The following is a 15337-nucleotide window of genomic DNA, read 5'->3' as shown; positions in this document are numbered from 1 at the left end:
CACCACTACGGGCACGGGGGCGCGGGCGTGACGGTGGCCTGGGGCTGCGCGGAGCGGGCGGCGGAGCTCGTGGAGGCGTGAGAACGGCCGCGGGGGGGGGGGGGGGGGGGGGGGGGGGGGCGAACCCCCCCCCCCCCCCCCCCCTCCCCGACACCCCCCCCCCCCCCCCCCCCCCCCCCCCCCCCCCCCCCCCCCCCCCCACCGTCGTACGGCGCGGGGCGGCACCGTCGTACGGCGCGGGGGTCGCGTCAGAGGGCGCGGGCGAACTCCAGCCGGTCGGCGAAGTTCACGTACCCGGCGCGCTCGAAGGCCTTGGCCATCGCCACGTTCGCGGCGTCGCAGTCCCCGCGGATCTCGGTGGCTCCGGCGCCGGCCAGGACGCGCGTGCCCCGGACCACGACCGAGGTGGCGTACCCCTTGCCCCGGTGGGCGGGGGTGACGCCGACGAAGCCGATCACCGGGACGCTGGGGTTCTCGGCGGGCAGGCTGATCACGGCGACGGTGCCGTCCGCGTCGTAGCCCAGCTCCCACCACGAGGGCTCGTGCTTGAGTTCGGCCGTCTCCTCGAAGAGCAGCTCGGCCGCGCGCCGGGCGCCGTGCTGCCGTACGTCGGCCGCGAGGCGGGCGTCGGCGGTGTCGGCGAGCAGCTCGGCGAGGACCGCGACGAAGGGCTCGGTGCCGAGTTCGGCGAGCGAGCGGAAGGTCAGCCGGGGGTCGTCGGCGGGCAGCTTGTCCGGCGAGCCGGGGGTCTGGAGGCTGAACCGGCGGCCGTCGCGGACCACGCCGTACCCGGACGCCCGCAGGAGCTCGCCGCGGTGCTCGGGGTTCCGCTGGAACTGCGGGGCCTGGGCAGGGGAGTCGACGACGTGCTCCAGCTCCGTCGCGCCCAGCTCCCGGGCCTTGAGGGCGGCCGCGTCGAGCAGCGCGGCGGCGGTCTCCGGAGCGTCTTCCGGAGCCTCGAACAGCACCAGTGCGAGCGGGACGTCCTGTCCCGGTATGGTCCACAGCACCACGCTGCCGGTGAGCCGGCCGTCGCCGTCCTCGGTGACCAGGCACCACTCGGGCCGGGTGCAGGCGTTGTCGAGGAGCTGGGTGAGGTACGCGCGGGTGGCGGCGTTGCGCTCGGGGTCGTCGGGGTGTTCGACCAGGGCGGGGAGTTCGTCGGGACGGGCGGAGCGAACAGAAGTCACGGAGAGCCTTGTCGGTTCGGGAACGTTCGATGCTGCCCCGAGAACGTAACGGCCAAGGAGCGTGTGGGCCAGGGGTTTTGGCGGTCAGTGGGTCCGCGCGCCGCTCGCGCTGTCGACTTCGTCCGCGATCGGCTCCGGCTCGGGCCCGCGTTTCAGGGAGGACATCACCAGGGTGACGGCCGTGCCGACGACCGCCCAGGCCGAGAGGACCAGCATCGAGCTCGTCATGTCGTTGCCCTTGAAGTACGCGATCGAGCGGGCCGCCCAGGTGCCGGCGCCCGGTGGCAGGGCGGGGCCGATCGCGTTCCAGAACGGGGGAAGCATGGGCAGCGGGAAGGCGCCGCCCGCGCTGGGGTTGCCCGCGATCACGATGAGCAGGATCGCCAGGCCGATGCCGACGATCCCGAAGACCGACTGCAGGGCGAGGGTGGCGGCGCCGACGGCGAAGACGACCAGCGTCCCGAGTCCCCACAGGGCGGCGACGCTGCCGGGCAGGGCGCCCAGGATCGGGCCGACGATGACCGCGCCGCCGAGTCCGCCGAGGACGGAGTAGAGCGCGAGGGCGCCGAGGCGGATGATCGCGCGCTCCCGGTTCGCGGGCCGGGAGCCCGCGCTGATCGCCAGGATCGCGGCGCAGATGTAGCCGCCGACGCACCAGCCGACGACCAGGTAGAAGGCCGAGAGCCCGTTGAAGTCCTCGCGCGAGGCGGGGGCCACGTCGACGGTCCGTACGGTGCGCTCCTGGGTCTCCTCCACGCCGATGACGATCGCCTGCAGGGTGCGGGAGAGCGCGGTGCCGCCGCCGGAGGCCACGAGCAGGGTGTCGGTGCGGCCGGTGGGGTCGACGATCAGGGCGCCGTCGATGTCCCGGTTCAGGATCTGGTTCCGTGCCGTGGCCTCGTCGGCGACCGAGCGGGGGTCGAGCGGGGCGCCGGGGAGCTGGTCCAGCTGTCCGACGACCTGCGCGGAGACCCGTTGCGGTGCGACGACGCCGAAGGGGACGTCCCTCGGCTCGGGGTGGTGCAGGGCTCCGACGTACGAGGTGATGAACAGCAGCTGGAGGGCGAAGACACCGACGACAAGGAGGGCGGCTCGGGGGGTGACGGCGCTTTTCAGTTCGTCGACGAGGCTCATGCCCCCACGCTCCGGGGCAGGGGGTTTCTCCGCAGGTGGGATGCGCCCGAATGGTTGACCGGAGGACGACCCGACACGGTTATCGTACGAACGTTCGAAATGGGTTAAGGTGAAGAACGAGGGGGTGGGAACGTACGTACGATTTCGATGCGGGAGCCAGGAGGCGCGCCATGCCGGGGTTCACGCATCTGCACACCGCGTCGGGCTACTCCCTGCGCTACGGCGCCTCCCACCCCGAACGACTGGCCGCGCGTGCCGCCGAGCGCGGTATGGACGCGCTCGCCCTGACCGACCGCGACACCCTCGCGGGCACGATCCGCTTCGCGAAGGCCTGCGCGAAGGCGGGGGTCCGCCCCCTGTTCGGCGTGGACCTCGCTTACGAGGCGACGACGCCCGGGCCGGGGCCGGGGCTGTCCGGTCAGGGGTCGGGACCGGCAGGTCAGGGGCCTGGACGGGCCGATCGGGCGGCGGGACGATCCGGAGCGGAGGCGGGGCGGGCTCCGGCGCGGGCGTCCGCGTCCGGCGGCGGCCCGTGGGGCGCCGGACGGGTGCCCGGCCGCGGCCCGCAGGACATCCGGCGGGTACCCGTCCGCGGCGGCGCCTTCGTCGACGAGTCCGCGCCCCGCGTCCTCTTCCTCGCCCGCTCCCGCACCGGCTGGGCCTCGCTCTGCGCGATGATCACCGCCGCCCACGCCGGGGGAGGGGAGCGGCCCCTGCTGCCCTGGTCCGCCCTGTGCGACGACGACGTCTTCGTCCTCCTCGGCCCCGACTCCGACATCGGACAGGCCCTCGCCGCCGGCCGCCCCGACCGGGCCGTCCGGCTGCTCGCGCCCTGGCGCGAACGGTACGGCGACGCACTGCGCCTCGCGGCCGTCGACCACGGGCGCTCCGGCACCGGGCCCGGCTCCCTGCGGCTCGCCGCCCGTACCGTCGGCTTCGCCGCCGAGCAGGGCGTCCGGCCGGTCCTCAGCAACGCCGTCCGGTACGCCGACCCCGGCCAGGGCCCGGTGGCCGACGTCCTCGACTCCGCCCGCCGCCTCGTCCCCGTCGACCCCCGCAAGGAGCTCGACAGCGGCGCCGCCTGGCTCAAGGGGGTCGGCGACATGCTGGCCGCCGCCGAACGGATCGTCGAGGCCGCCGGCTTCCGCCGGGACACCGCCCACCGGCTCCTCGAACAGACCGCGACGGTCGCGGCCGCCTGCCTGGTCGACCCCGAGGACGACCTCGGCATCGGCTCCGCCCACTTCCCCGAACCGCACCTCGTCGGCGCTGAGCACCGCACCGCCCAGCGCGTTCTCGCCTCCCGCGCCGCCGCCGGGATGATCCTCAAGGGGTACGAGAAACGGGGCGCCTACTGGGACCGGATGCACCGCGAGCTGGACGTCATCGCCCACCACAGCTTCGCCCCCTACTTCCTGACGGTCGCCCAGGTCGTCGACGACGTGCGGGAGATGGGCATCCGGGTCGCCGCCCGGGGCTCCGGCGCCGGCTCCCTCGTCAACCACCTCCTCGGCATCGCCCACGCCGACCCGGTCGAGCACGGCCTCCTGATGGAACGCTTCCTCTCCAAGCGCCGCACCGCCCTGCCCGACATCGACGTCGACGTGGAGTCCGCCCGCCGGCTGGAGGTCTACCGGGCGATCATCGACCGCTTCGGCACCGCACGCGTCGCCACCGTCTCCATGCCCGAGACCTACCGGGTCCGCCACGCGGTACGGGACGTGGGTGCGGCCCTCTCCATGGATCCGGCCGAGATCGACCGGATCGCGAAGGCCTTCCCGCACATCCGCGCCCGCGACGCCCTCGCCGCCCTCGACGAACTGCCCGAACTGCGCGAACTCGCGGGCGAACGGCATGCGTTCGGAAGGCTCTGGGAGCTGGTCGAGGCCCTGGACGCGCTGCCGCGCGGCACCGCCATGCACCCCTGCGGGGTCCTGCTCTCGGACGCCTCGCTGCTCGCCCGCACCCCCGTGGTGCCCACCAGCGGCGAGGGGTTCCCCATGTCCCAGTTCGACAAGGAGGACGTGGAAGACCTCGGACTGCTCAAGCTCGACGTCCTCGGGGTGCGGATGCAGTCCGCGATGGCCCACGCCGTCGCCGAGGTCGAGCGGGCCACCGGCACCCGCCCGGACATCGACGCGGTCCCGGAAGGCGACCCCGAGACGTACCGGCTCATCCGATCCACCGAGACCCTCGGCTGCTTCCAGATCGAGTCGCCGGGCCAGCGCGACCTGGTCGGCCGGCTCCAGCCCGCCACCTTCCACGACCTCGTCGTCGACATCTCGCTCTTCCGGCCGGGCCCGGTCGCCGCCGACATGGTCCGCCCCTTCATCGAGGCCCGGCACGGCCGCGCGCCCGTCCGCTACCCGCACCCCGACCTGGAGGAGACGCTGCGGGAGACGTACGGCGTGGTCGTCTTCCACGAGCAGATCATCGAGATCGTACGCATCATGACCGGCTGCGGCCGCGACGAGGCCGACCAGGTGCGGCGCGGGCTCTCGGACCCGGAGTCGCAGGGCCGGATCAGGCTCTGGTTCGCCCGGGAGGCCTCGGCGCGCGGATACGCGGACGAGGTCGTGGCCCGTACCTGGGAGATCGTGGCCGCCTTCGGCTCGTACGGCTTCTGCAAGGCGCACGCGGTGGCCTTCGCCGTACCGACGTACCAGTCCGCCTGGCTCAAGGCGCACCACCCGGCCGCCTTCTACGCCGGGCTGCTCACCCACGACCCCGGCATGTACCCCAAGCGGCTGCTGCTCGCGGACGCGCGGCGGCGGGGGGTGCCGGTGCTGCCGCTGGACGTGAACCGGTCGGCGGTCGCCCATCGCATCGAACTGGTGTCCGAGTCCACGGTGCGGTGGGGGCTCCGGCTGGGCCTCACCGACGTCCACGGCATCAGCGAGGCCGAGGGTGCCAGGATCGAGGCCGGGCAGCCGTACGCCTCCCTCCTCGACTTCTGGGAACGGGCCCGCCCTCGCACCCCCGTCGCCGAACGGCTCGCCCAGGTCGGCGCGTTGGACGCCTTCGGCGCCAACCGTCGCGACCTCCTGCTCCACCTGACCGAACTCCGGCGCATCCAGCGGGGAGCCGCCTCGCACGGCGGCCAACTCCCGCTCGCCCAGGGCGGGAAGACCGCTCCCATCGGCCTGCCCGACCTCGACGAGACGGAACGCCTCAGCGCCGAGCTCGGCATCCTCGGCATGGACGCCTCCCGTCACCTCATGGGCGACCACCATGCCTTCCTCCGCGAACTCGGCGTGGTCTCCGCCCAGCGCCTCCGCGAGACCCCGCACGGCAGGACCGTGCTCGTCGCGGGCGCCAAGGCCGCCACCCAGACCCCGCCGATCCGCTCCGGCAAGCGCGTCATCTTCACCACCCTCGACGACGGCACCGGCCTGGTCGACCTCGCCTTCTTCGACGACGCCCACGAGCGCTGCGCCCACACCGTCTTCCACTCCTGGCTGCTGCTGGTCCGGGGAGTGGTGCAGCGGCGCGGCCCGCGCAGCGTCAGCGTGGTCGGCGCCGCCGCCTGGAACCTCGCCGAACTCGTCGAACTCCGGGCGTCCGGAGGCCTGGAGGCGGTGGGCGAACGGCTCGCCGAACCCGATCCGGCGGCTCCGGCGGCTCCGCCAGCTCCGGCCGACGGGACCGCCATGGCCGGCGGGAACGGCGACTCCGGCCGGCGCATCACGATGCCCACGGGATACGAGATGAACCCCTGGGCCGACCTCGAACCGGCGGGCGAAGGGACTCCGAGTGGACGGAAACTGTGGCACAGCAGCCCGGGTTCGGCGGGCTGAGCCGGCCCAGGGGGAGAGCCGCCGTGGACGGGTTGAGCCGGCCAGAGGGGAGAGCCGCCGTGGATGGGCTGCGCCGGTCCACGGGTCGAGCCGTCGTGGGCGGGTGGCGCCGGTCCGCGGGCCGAGCCGTCGTGGATCAGGCGGTCGCCGCGGAGACCGCCGTGTCGACGGACGCGTACGTCACCCCGTGGTCGGCGAGGACCTCCGCGACGACCCCGCCGGTCGTGGTGAGCGCGAGCAGGATGTGCTCGTCGCCGATCTCCCGGTCCTTGCGGGCCAGCGCCACCCGGAGGGACTTCTCCAGGACGGTCTTGGCCTCCCGCGAGAAGGAGCGGCGACCCGACCACCACCCGGAGTCCTTGCGGTCGCCGGCCAGCGCGCCCTCGCCGTGGGTCTCCTCCACCCGGGCCACGATCGCACCGACGTCGATGCCGAGGTCCGCCAGGGCCTCCTCGTCCGCGCGGGAGAGTCCCGCCCGGCGCCGGGCGTCGGTCAGCGCGGCGACCAGGGCCGGCCTGCGGTCCGGCGGGCACAGTGTGCGCAGCGCGCCCGCCGCCCGGGTGCCCTCCCCGTCGAGCAGGGCGAGGAGCAGATGCTCCTGGGTGACGACCCTCGCGCCGCCCCGTTCCGCGTGCTCGACCGCTCCCTTCACCACGGTGCGCGCGGCCTTCGTGAATCGTTCGAACATCACTGCCTCCCGTACTTCTTGTGGACGGCCTGTCGGCTGACACCCAGTTCGGTCGCGATCTCCTGCCACGACCACCCCTGGTTGCGCGCACTGCGCACCTGGACGGCTTCCAGCTGTTCGAGCAGTCGCCTCAGGGCGGAGACGGCCCGTAGTCCGACCCGTGGGTCGCGGTCGCCCGCCCGTGCGGCGAGATCGGTCGCATCGGTCATGACGTCAACTTACGTTGACAAGACTTCGGGTGTCAATCGCGGTTGACATGGAAACGACTCGCACAAACATTCGAACATGCTCTAGGCTGAGAGGGCAGGAAGGGGTGTTCAGGGACAAACGGGACCACGAGACGGAGGGGAGCGGCATGATTCTCTGCGTACGGTTCCGGCTCGATCCCCCCGCTTCCGGGACGGGAGGGGCCGAGGCCCTGCTTCCCCCGCTGATCGACCTGCTCGCCGAGTTCACCCCCGTCGTCGAGGCGGCCCCGCCCTGCGAGGCGCTCGCCGACGTGCGTGGTGCGCTGCGCTACTTCGACCGCAGCCCGGCCGAGCTCGCCTCGGTGATCCGGGTGAGAGCCCTCGCCCTGTACGGCGTCGACTGCGTCATCGGCGCCGGCCCCAACCCGATGCTGGCCAGGATGGCCGCGAGCGAGGCCCGGCCCGGCGTCACCCTGGTCGTCGACGACCCCGCGGCCTTCCTGCGCGACCGGCCGGTCGTCGCGCTCGACGGCGTCGGCCGCGCCACCGCCCGTACCCTCTGCGGCTACGGACTCGACTCCGTCGGCCGCGTCGCGGACGCGCCGCTCGCCGTGCTCCAGCGGCTCGTCGGCGCGAAGACCGGCCGCGAACTGTGGGAACGGGCCCGGGGTGTCGACCGCACCGCCGTCGTCCCGCACGCGGCCTCCCGGTCGGTCGCGGCCGAACGTTCCTTCCCGCACGACGAGACCGACCGGACGCGGCAGCGTCGCGCCCTCCTCTCGCTCGCCGAGGAACTGGGCACCCGGCTGCGCACGGAGGGGCAGGTGTGCCGCGCGCTCGCCGTCACCGTGCGGTACGCCGACCGGACCACGACCACCCGGAGCCGTAACCTGCCCGAACCCACCGCCCACTCGGCGGCGCTCACCGCCCTCGCGTACGCCGTCCACGACTCCTTCGGCCTCCAACGGGCCCGGGTACGGGGCATCGCCCTGCGCGCCGAGGGGCTCGCGGGCGCGGAGGGCGCGGCACACCAGCTGTCCCTGGACCCGGCGGACGAGAAGGCCCGGCGGATCGAGGCGGTGGCGGACGAAGCACGGGCGAAATTCGGTCCGCGGGCGGTCCTGCCGGGATCCCTGGCGGCCTGACGGCCTGACGGCCCTTTCACCAGGCTCTTGTGACGACACATCACTTTTTACCGACGCGTAACTTCCCAGCCATGGCTACCCGTGCGTAGCTTGGCTGAAGCGCATCCCCACCGCGCATCCCCACTTGTGGTCCGGACCGCAGGGCGTAGCACCCCCACCATCCCCTTGAGCCGCAAGGAGATCGCCCGATGCTGCCCTGGAAACACGCCGTCAGAGCACTGTCCGTCCTGCTGCTGGCCGCCGCCGCCACCCTCGCGCCGACCACCGCCGCCTCGGCCCAGGCCGAGACCGCCTCCGCCACCGCCGGCCGAGGCTGGAACGACTACTCCTGCAAGCCCTCCGCCGCGCACCCGCGGCCCGTCGTCCTCGTCCACGGAACCCTCGGGAACTCCATCGACAACTGGCTCGTCCTCGCGCCGTACCTGGTCAACCGTGGTTACTGCGTCTTCTCGCTCGACTACGGCCAGCTGCCGAACGTGCCGTTCTTCCACGGACTCGGCCCCATCGAAGCCTCCGCCGGGCAGCTCGACACCTACGTCGACCGGGTCCTCGCCGCCACCGGCGCCCCCGAGGTGGACATCGTCGGACACTCGCAGGGCGGCATGATGCCGCGCTGGTACCTCAAGTTCCTCGGCGGGGCGGCGAAGGTGAACGCGCTCGTCGGGATCGCCCCCGACAACCACGGCACCACCCTGCTCGGCCTCACCAAGCTCCTGCCGTACTTCCCCGGCGCCGAGGACCTGATCAAGGCCAACACCCCCGGGCTCGCCGACCAGATCGCCGGCTCGCCCTTCATCACCAAGCTCAACGCGGGCGGCGACACCGTGCCCGGGGTCCGCTACCACGTCATCGCGACCCAGTACGACGAGGTGGTCACCCCGTACCGCTCGCAGTTCCTGAGCGGCCCGAACGTCACCAACGTCCTGATCCAGGACAAGTGCGCGCTCGACCTGTCCGAGCACGTGGCGATCGGCACGGTGGACCGGGTCACCTTCCACGAGGTGGAGAACGCCCTCGACCCGGCCCACGCGACCCCGACCACCTGCCTCTCGGTGATCGGGTAGTCGCCGGTCCGACGCCCGGGCCTAGCCCTGGGTGCGCCGCCGGCGCGTCGACCCGAAGAGCACGGCCGCGCCGATCGCGAGCACGGCGGCGCCACCGACCGCGAGATACGGGGTGGTGGCGTCGCCACCGGTCTCGGCGAGCACCTCACCGGAGCCGGAGTCCGAACCGGTGGCGGGAGCGGGCGCGTTGGGCGCGGCGGAGGAGGCCTCGGCGGACGGCGCGGGCTGCGTCTCGTGGCCCGTCCCGTGGCTCGCCTCCTCGCTCGGCCCGGAGGCGGCCGCGGTCGCCTCCGCACCCGTGGAGGCGTCACCGTCCCCGTGCCCGCCGTGCTCGACCGAGGACTCGTCCTGACCGTCCTCGATCTGCTCGTCGCTCGGCGCGGAGGCGGTCGGCGCCGGGGCCGTACCGCCGCTGTCCTTCCCGAACACCACGTCCGAGCAGGTGTAGAAGGCCTCGGGGGAGTCGGAGCGCTGCCAGATCGAGTAGATCAGGTGGCGGCCGGACTTCTTCGGCACCGTGCCCTGGAAGACGTAGTCGCCGCTCTCCATGCGCGGGTCGGCCACCGTCGCGAACGGCTCCTCCTCCAGGTCCGACCACTTCAGCGGCTTCGACGGGTCGTACCCGTCCTTCGTCACGTACAGCTCGAACGAACCCCGGTGCGGCGCGGTCCCCTTGTAACGGAAGGTGTGCGCCCCGGAGGCCAGCGTGCTCGCCGGCCAGTCGGCGCGGGCGAGGTCGAGCCCCCGGTACTTGTCGTTCCCCGCGCTGCACAGCTTGCCGTCCGGGATCAGCTCACGGTGCTTCCCGGCGGCGTTGGCGATGTTCACCGCGTTCCAGTCGTAGAACGCCTGCGTCCCGCTCGCCGCCACGGCCGCCTTGCAGGCCGCCGACTTCGGCGACTCGGGCCCCTCCGCGTAACAGGCCGAGACCCGGCTCACCGGATCGGTCATCGACCCGTGCGCGAACGCGGGCGCCGAGGCGAGCCCGGAGAGAGCCAGAACCGCGGTGGCGGTGACGGCGGCGGTACGGCGAGAAGTCATGGGGGGACAGCTCCTTCACGAGGGTGAGGCGGGGGGATGACCAGAAACTAGCCGCCCGATTCCGCGAAAGACCCGCTGGAGAGCCGGAGAAGACGATCCTTAGGACCGCTTTAAGGGACCACTAAGAGTGGGCTGAGGGAGCGCCTGCCGAGGGGTGCCCGAGCACGGGACCACCACGCTCTGTCGGTTCGTGGGCGTCCGTACCGGGCGGCGGTCGAGGAACCTCCGTACCGATGGCGTCAGCCCAGCCGCCGGTAGCGCCGCTCCGGGCGACCCGTCCCTCCGTACCGCAGCGTGATCTCCACCCGCCCCGTCTCCGCGAAGTACTCCAGGTAGCGGCGGGCGCTCACCCGGGACAGCGAGCCGGCTTCCGCGCACTCCGTGGCCGAGAGGCCCTCCGGGTGGGAGCGGAGGACGGAGTCGACCAGGTCGGCCGTGTGGGCGGCCAGGCCCTTCGGGAGTTCCCGCGAGCCGCGGGGACGGGTGCCGAAGATCTGGTCGACGTCCTCCTGACGGGCCTCGTCGAGCTCGTCGAGCCGGCTGCGCAGCGAGGCCACATGGCGGAGCTGCTCGTGCAGCGCCGCCTGGCTGAACGGCTTGATCAGATAGTGCAGCGCCCCCGCCCGCAGCGCCTCGCGGATCGTGCCCACGTCCCGGGCCGCGGTGATGAAGAGCGCGTCCATGCCCAGGCCCGCCGCGCGAAGCTCCCGCAGCACCTGGATGCCGTCCATGTCCGGCAGGAACACGTCGAGGAGCAGCAGGTCGGGCCTGAGCCGCTCGGCCGCGCGCAGGGCGTCGGCGCCGCTGTGCGCGACCCCGGACACCGTGAAGCCCGACACCGCCGACACATAGCGGCAGTGCAGCTTGGCGACCATGAAGTCGTCGTCCACCACCAGCACGTTCGTCACGACGACCCACGGTAGGTCCCGACCACAACGACCACAACGTCCGTTGATTGCGGAAGAGAGACAGCTTCTCAACGCGAGGGCAACATGTGGGCCACTTCACATCCCCTTGTCCCCTACAGCTGAGAGGCGGCACACGTGCGGTTGCGCACCCCCTTCGCCCTCCTCGGGGCCGCGCTCCTGGTGCTGGTGGGCCCCCCGCTGCTCAGTCCCGGCAGCGGCTCCGACACCGGCACCCGGATACCCGGCCTGCGTTTCATGGTCCCCAACACCCCCGGCGGCGGTTACGACATCACCGCACGCACCGCCGCCAAGAACGCCGAGGAGGCGGACCTCACCGGCGACATCGAGGTCTTCAACCTGCCCGGCGCGGGCGGCACCGTCGGCCTCACCCGGCTCGTCGGCGAACGCGGCAACGGCCGGCTCGCCATGTCCATGGGCCTCGGCGTCGTCGGCGCCGTCCACACCAACGAGACCCCCAGGACCCTGGCCGACACCACCCCGATCGCGCGCCTCACCGAGGAGCAGGACATCGTCGTGGTCGGCAAGGACTCCCCGTACCGGACCATCGACGACCTGCTCACCGCCTGGAAGAAGAACCCCGGGAAGCTGCCCGTCGGCGGCGGCTCCTCGCCCGGCGGCCCCGACCACCTCGCGCCGATGCTGATGGCCCAGGCCGCCGGCATCGCCCCCAAGGACGTCAACTACGTCCCCTTCGACGGCGGCGGCGAGCTCCTCGCCTCCATCCTCGGCGACAAGGTCGCCTTCGGCGTCTCCGGAGTCGGCGAGTACCTCGACCAGATCAAGGCGGGGGAACTGCGTCTGCTCGCCGTCACGGGACCGAAGCGCGTCCCCGGCCTCGACGCCCCCACCCTCCGCGAGGCGGGCCTCGACACCGAGTTCACCAATTGGCGCGGCATCGTCGCCCCGCCCGGGCTCTCCGACGCCGAGCGCGAGAAGCTCGTCACCCTGGTGACCGAGCTGCACGACTCCCCGCAGTGGCGCGAGTCGCTGAGGACCCACGGCTGGGACGACGCCTTCCTGCCCGGCGAGGAGTTCGGCACCTTCCTCGCCGAGCAGGACCGCCGCGTCGGCTCCGTACTGAAGGAGCTCGGCCTGTGAGCACCCGATCCGACAGCACCCCGACCGCCGGCGGCAGGACCGCCGGCTTCGCCTCCTGGTGGCGCGAGCGGTCCGAACTCGGCGTCGGCGTCCTGCTGTTCCTCCTCGGCGTGCTCGTCCTCACCGACGCCCTCAGCCTCGACGCAGACCTCGCCGGCCGCGGTCCCGTCGGCCCCGCCACCGTTCCCCTCGTGGTCGGCTGCGGGCTCCTCGTCGTCGCCGTCCTCCTCTCCGTCGACGTCCTGCGCGGCGGCCGCGGCGAGGCAGAGGCCGGTGAGGACGTCGACCTGACGGAACCCGCCGACTGGCGCACGGTCCTGCTCCTCGCCGGTGTCTTCCTCGCCTTCGCCGTCCTCATCGGCCCCGTCGGCTTCCCCGTCGCCGGAGCGCTCCTCTTCTGGGGCGCGGCGTACGCCCTCGGCAGCCGCCACTTCCACCGCGACCCGCTGATCGCGGCCGCCCTCTCGCTCCTGACCTACGTCGTCTTCGACACGCTGCTCGGCGTCCCGCTGCCCGGCGGTCCGCTGATGGGAGTGATCTGACCCATGGATTCCCTGAACTCCCTCATCGACGGCTTCGGCACCGCCCTCACCCCGATGAACCTGCTGTGGGCCGCCATCGGCGTGCTCCTCGGCACCGCGATCGGCGTCCTGCCCGGCATCGGCCCCGCCATGGCCGTGGCCCTGCTGCTCCCGGTGACGTACGGCCTCGAACCGACCGGCGCGTTCATCATGTTCGCCGGCATCTACTACGGCGCGATGTTCGGCGGCTCCACCACCTCGATCCTCCTCAACACCCCCGGGGAGAGCGCCGCCGTCGTCGCCGCCATCGAGGGCAATCCGATGGCCAAGGCGGGCCGGGGCGCGCAGGCGCTCGCCGCGGCCGCCATCGGTCACTTCGCCGGCGGCATGATCGGCACGATCCTGCTCGTCGTCCTCGCCCCGACGGTCGCCGCGCTCGCCGTCGACATCGGCGCCCCCGACTACCTCGCGCTGATGGTCCTCGCCTTCATCGCGGTGACCTCGGTCCTCGGCTCCTCCCGCATCCGCGGTCTCGCCTCCCTCCTCATCGGCCTCACGATCGGTCTGGTCGGCCTCGACCAGATGACCGGGCAGCAGCGCCTCACCTTCGGTTCGCTCCAGCTCGCCGACGGCGTCGACGTCGTCATCGTCGCGGTCGGACTCTTCGCCATCGGCGAGGCCCTCTGGGTAGCGGCGCACCTGCGCCGCACGACGGGGGAGGCCATTCCGGTCGGCCGTCCCTGGCTGGGCGGGGCCGATGTGAGGCGCACCTGGAAGTCCTGGCTGCGCGGCCCCTTCATCGGGTTCCCGTTCGGCGCGATCCCGGCCGGCGGCGCGGAGATCCCGACCTTCCTGTCGTACGTGACGGAGAAGCGGCTCTCGAAGCACAGGGGAGAGTTCGGCAAGGGCGCCATCGAGGGGGTGGCAGGACCCGAGTCGGCGGCCTCGGCGTCGGCGGCCGGGACGCTCGTCTCGATGCTGACCCTCGGGCTGCCGACGACCGCCGTCGCCGCCGTGATGCTGGCCGCGTTCCAGCAGTACGGCATCCAGCCGGGTCCGCTGCTCTTCGAGCGGGAGCCCGAGCTGGTGTGGGGGCTCATCGCCTCGCTGTTCGTCGGCATGGTGCTGCTGCTGGCGCTCAACCTGCCGCTCGCCCCGGTCTGGGCGAAGCTGCTGCGCATCCCGCGCCCGTACCTCTACGCCGGCATCCTCTTCTTCGCCGCCGTCGGTGCGTACGCGGTCGGGGGCGAGGCCCTCGACCTGGTCATCCTGCTGGTCGTCGGCCTGATCGGACTCGGCATGCGGAGGTACGGACTCCCGGTGCTGCCGGCCGTCATCGGGGTCATCCTCGGCCCGGCCGCCGAACAGCAGCTGCGCCGCGCCCTGCAGATCAGCGACGGTTCGGTGGCCGGTCTGGTGAACACGCCCTTCTCGATCACCGTGTACGCGGTCGTCGTCCTCCTGCTTGCCTGGCCGCTGCTGAGGAAGGTGGTCGTCCGGCGTCGTAACGTGTCGGCATGACACAGGACATCCGTCGTGCGACGAGCTCCGACGTCCCGAGGGTGAAGGCCGTGACCGACGCGGCCTATCACCACTACATCGACCGCATCGGTGTCGTACCGGCGCCGATGGAGGCGGACCACGCGGCGGACGTGGCCGCCGGGAGGGTGTTCGTCGCCGGTGACCCGGTGGTCGGCCTCGTGGTCCTCAGGACCGAGGCGGACCACCTCTACCTCGACAACGTCGCCGTCCACCCCGACGCCCAGGGCACCGGCCTGGGCCGTCGGCTGCTCGGCTTCGTGGAGTCCCGGGCGCGCGAGCTCGGGCTTCCGGAGGTCAGGCTGCTGACCAACGCGATGATGTGGGAGAACCAGAAGGTCTACGAGCGGTACGGCTACGAGGTCGTCGAGCGCCGTGTGGACGGACCGTACGACCGTATTCACTACCGAAAGTTGCTCAACTCGCCCCCAGTTGGGTGAGTTTTGGCCACAATGCGGCCGGATCCGGTATCCCTGGCGGGCAGTACCTTCCCCCCACCCCGAAGGGACCCCGCTCATGCGCGTCCGACTCGTCCTCGCCGCAGGCGTCCTGCTCGCCTCCGCCGTCGTCGCCCCACTCGCCCACGCGGAAGGGCCCGACGGCTTCTCCGCCGGGCCCGTCCCGGACGGCCCCGCGCTGAACGGGCAGGCGCTCGACAGCGGCGCCGACGACCTCTCCGTCTACGACTACGGAACCGTCGGCGACGACAGCACGATCACACTCTCCGGCATGTACCGCTGCCTCGACGACAGCGCCGGCCCCGTCTTCGTCAGCTCCACCCTCGTGCAAGGGAACCGTTCCGCCGGGATCGGCGGCACCCAGGCCGTCTGCGACGGGCACCTCCACGAGTGGGTCAACACCTCCGTCGTGAAGGAACCCGCCTACCGGCCCGGCGCGGCCATGGTGCGCGCCACCCTGATGCAGCTCACGGCCGGCGAGACGGGCCTCCCGACACCCGGCTACCTCGCCGCCGAGGAAGCGGCCGTCGAACTCCGCTGACGCA

At 72.8% G+C, this 15337-nt stretch carries 14 protein-coding genes; 8 read left to right on the top strand and 6 right to left on the bottom strand.

Features of this window, described 5'->3' with window-relative positions; translation table 11 throughout:
- Positions 1-248 precede the first annotated feature (248 nt).
- Entirely contained in the window at positions 249-1190 is a 942-nt protein-coding gene (locus tag ACZ4XX_RS21325) for a GNAT family N-acetyltransferase (protein WP_468509414.1), read from the bottom strand.
- A gap of 84 nt (positions 1191-1274) precedes the next feature.
- Positions 1275-2324 carry an ABC-2 transporter permease gene (locus ACZ4XX_RS21320; protein ID WP_468509413.1) on the bottom strand — a complete coding sequence of 350 codons (1050 nt, stop codon included), beginning with the start codon at positions 2322-2324 and terminating at the stop codon, positions 1275-1277.
- Between the two features lie 170 nt (positions 2325-2494).
- Between ACZ4XX_RS21320 and ACZ4XX_RS21315 the strand changes: the two genes are divergently transcribed.
- The gene (locus ACZ4XX_RS21315) at positions 2495-6121 is read left to right on the top strand and encodes a DNA polymerase III subunit alpha (protein WP_468509412.1); all 3627 of its coding nucleotides are present in this window, start codon (positions 2495-2497) and stop codon (positions 6119-6121) included.
- A gap of 136 nt (positions 6122-6257) precedes the next feature.
- Here ACZ4XX_RS21315 and ACZ4XX_RS21310 read toward each other — a convergent pair whose 3' ends face one another.
- Positions 6258-6809, bottom strand: coding sequence for a Clp protease N-terminal domain-containing protein (locus ACZ4XX_RS21310; RefSeq protein ID WP_468509411.1), 552 nt, complete (start codon positions 6807-6809; stop codon positions 6258-6260).
- Entirely contained in the window at positions 6809-7018 is a 210-nt protein-coding gene (locus tag ACZ4XX_RS21305) for a helix-turn-helix domain-containing protein (RefSeq protein ID WP_030315760.1), read from the bottom strand. The genes ACZ4XX_RS21310 and ACZ4XX_RS21305 overlap by 1 nt, the downstream gene beginning before the upstream one ends.
- Positions 7019-7164: 146 nt before the next feature.
- Here ACZ4XX_RS21305 and ACZ4XX_RS21300 point away from each other — a divergent pair, with 146 nt between their 5' ends.
- On the top strand, positions 7165-8142 hold the full coding sequence (locus ACZ4XX_RS21300) for a DNA polymerase Y family protein (protein WP_468509410.1): 978 nt from the start codon (positions 7165-7167) through the stop codon (positions 8140-8142).
- A 188-nt stretch (positions 8143-8330) separates the two neighbouring features.
- The gene (locus tag ACZ4XX_RS21295; RefSeq protein ID WP_468509409.1) at positions 8331-9206 is read left to right on the top strand and encodes an esterase/lipase family protein; all 876 of its coding nucleotides are present in this window, start codon (positions 8331-8333) and stop codon (positions 9204-9206) included.
- Positions 9207-9227: 21 nt separating this feature from the next.
- Here the strand turns inward: ACZ4XX_RS21295 and ACZ4XX_RS21290 are convergent, their stop codons facing one another.
- Both ACZ4XX_RS21290 and ACZ4XX_RS21285 read right to left on the bottom strand, forming a co-directional pair.
- Complete coding sequence (locus ACZ4XX_RS21290; RefSeq protein ID WP_468509408.1) at positions 9228-10247, bottom strand: lytic polysaccharide monooxygenase; 1020 nt, start codon at positions 10245-10247, stop codon at positions 9228-9230.
- Positions 10248-10486: 239 nt separating this feature from the next.
- Positions 10487-11155, bottom strand: a complete 669-nt coding sequence (locus ACZ4XX_RS21285; protein WP_468509407.1) for a response regulator — start codon at positions 11153-11155, stop codon at positions 10487-10489.
- Between the two features lie 135 nt (positions 11156-11290).
- Between ACZ4XX_RS21285 and ACZ4XX_RS21280 the strand changes: the two genes are divergently transcribed.
- The 5 genes from ACZ4XX_RS21280 to ACZ4XX_RS21260 all read left to right on the top strand — a co-directional run bounded on the left by ACZ4XX_RS21280 (position 11291) and on the right by ACZ4XX_RS21260 (position 15333).
- On the top strand, positions 11291-12274 hold the full coding sequence (locus ACZ4XX_RS21280; RefSeq protein ID WP_468509406.1) for a Bug family tripartite tricarboxylate transporter substrate binding protein: 984 nt from the start codon (positions 11291-11293) through the stop codon (positions 12272-12274).
- On the top strand, positions 12271-12816 hold the full coding sequence (locus ACZ4XX_RS21275; RefSeq protein ID WP_468509405.1) for a tripartite tricarboxylate transporter TctB family protein: 546 nt from the start codon (positions 12271-12273) through the stop codon (positions 12814-12816). Before ACZ4XX_RS21280 ends, ACZ4XX_RS21275 begins: the two co-directional genes overlap by 4 nt.
- Before the next feature lie 3 nt (positions 12817-12819).
- On the top strand, positions 12820-14316 hold the full coding sequence (locus ACZ4XX_RS21270) for a tripartite tricarboxylate transporter permease (RefSeq protein ID WP_468509404.1): 1497 nt from the start codon (positions 12820-12822) through the stop codon (positions 14314-14316).
- Positions 14313-14774: a GNAT family N-acetyltransferase gene (locus ACZ4XX_RS21265; protein WP_468509403.1), complete on the top strand. Its 462-nt coding sequence runs from the start codon at positions 14313-14315 to the stop codon at positions 14772-14774. The genes ACZ4XX_RS21270 and ACZ4XX_RS21265 overlap by 4 nt, the downstream gene beginning before the upstream one ends.
- A 76-nt stretch (positions 14775-14850) precedes the next feature.
- Positions 14851-15333: a DUF6299 family protein gene (locus ACZ4XX_RS21260; RefSeq protein WP_468509402.1), complete on the top strand. Its 483-nt coding sequence runs from the start codon at positions 14851-14853 to the stop codon at positions 15331-15333.
- The last annotated feature ends 4 nt before the right edge of the window (positions 15334-15337 follow it).

This window comes from Streptomyces sp. NPDC029956 (genome assembly GCF_055574655.1).
This window is presented reverse-complemented; position numbering and strand designations above follow the sequence as displayed.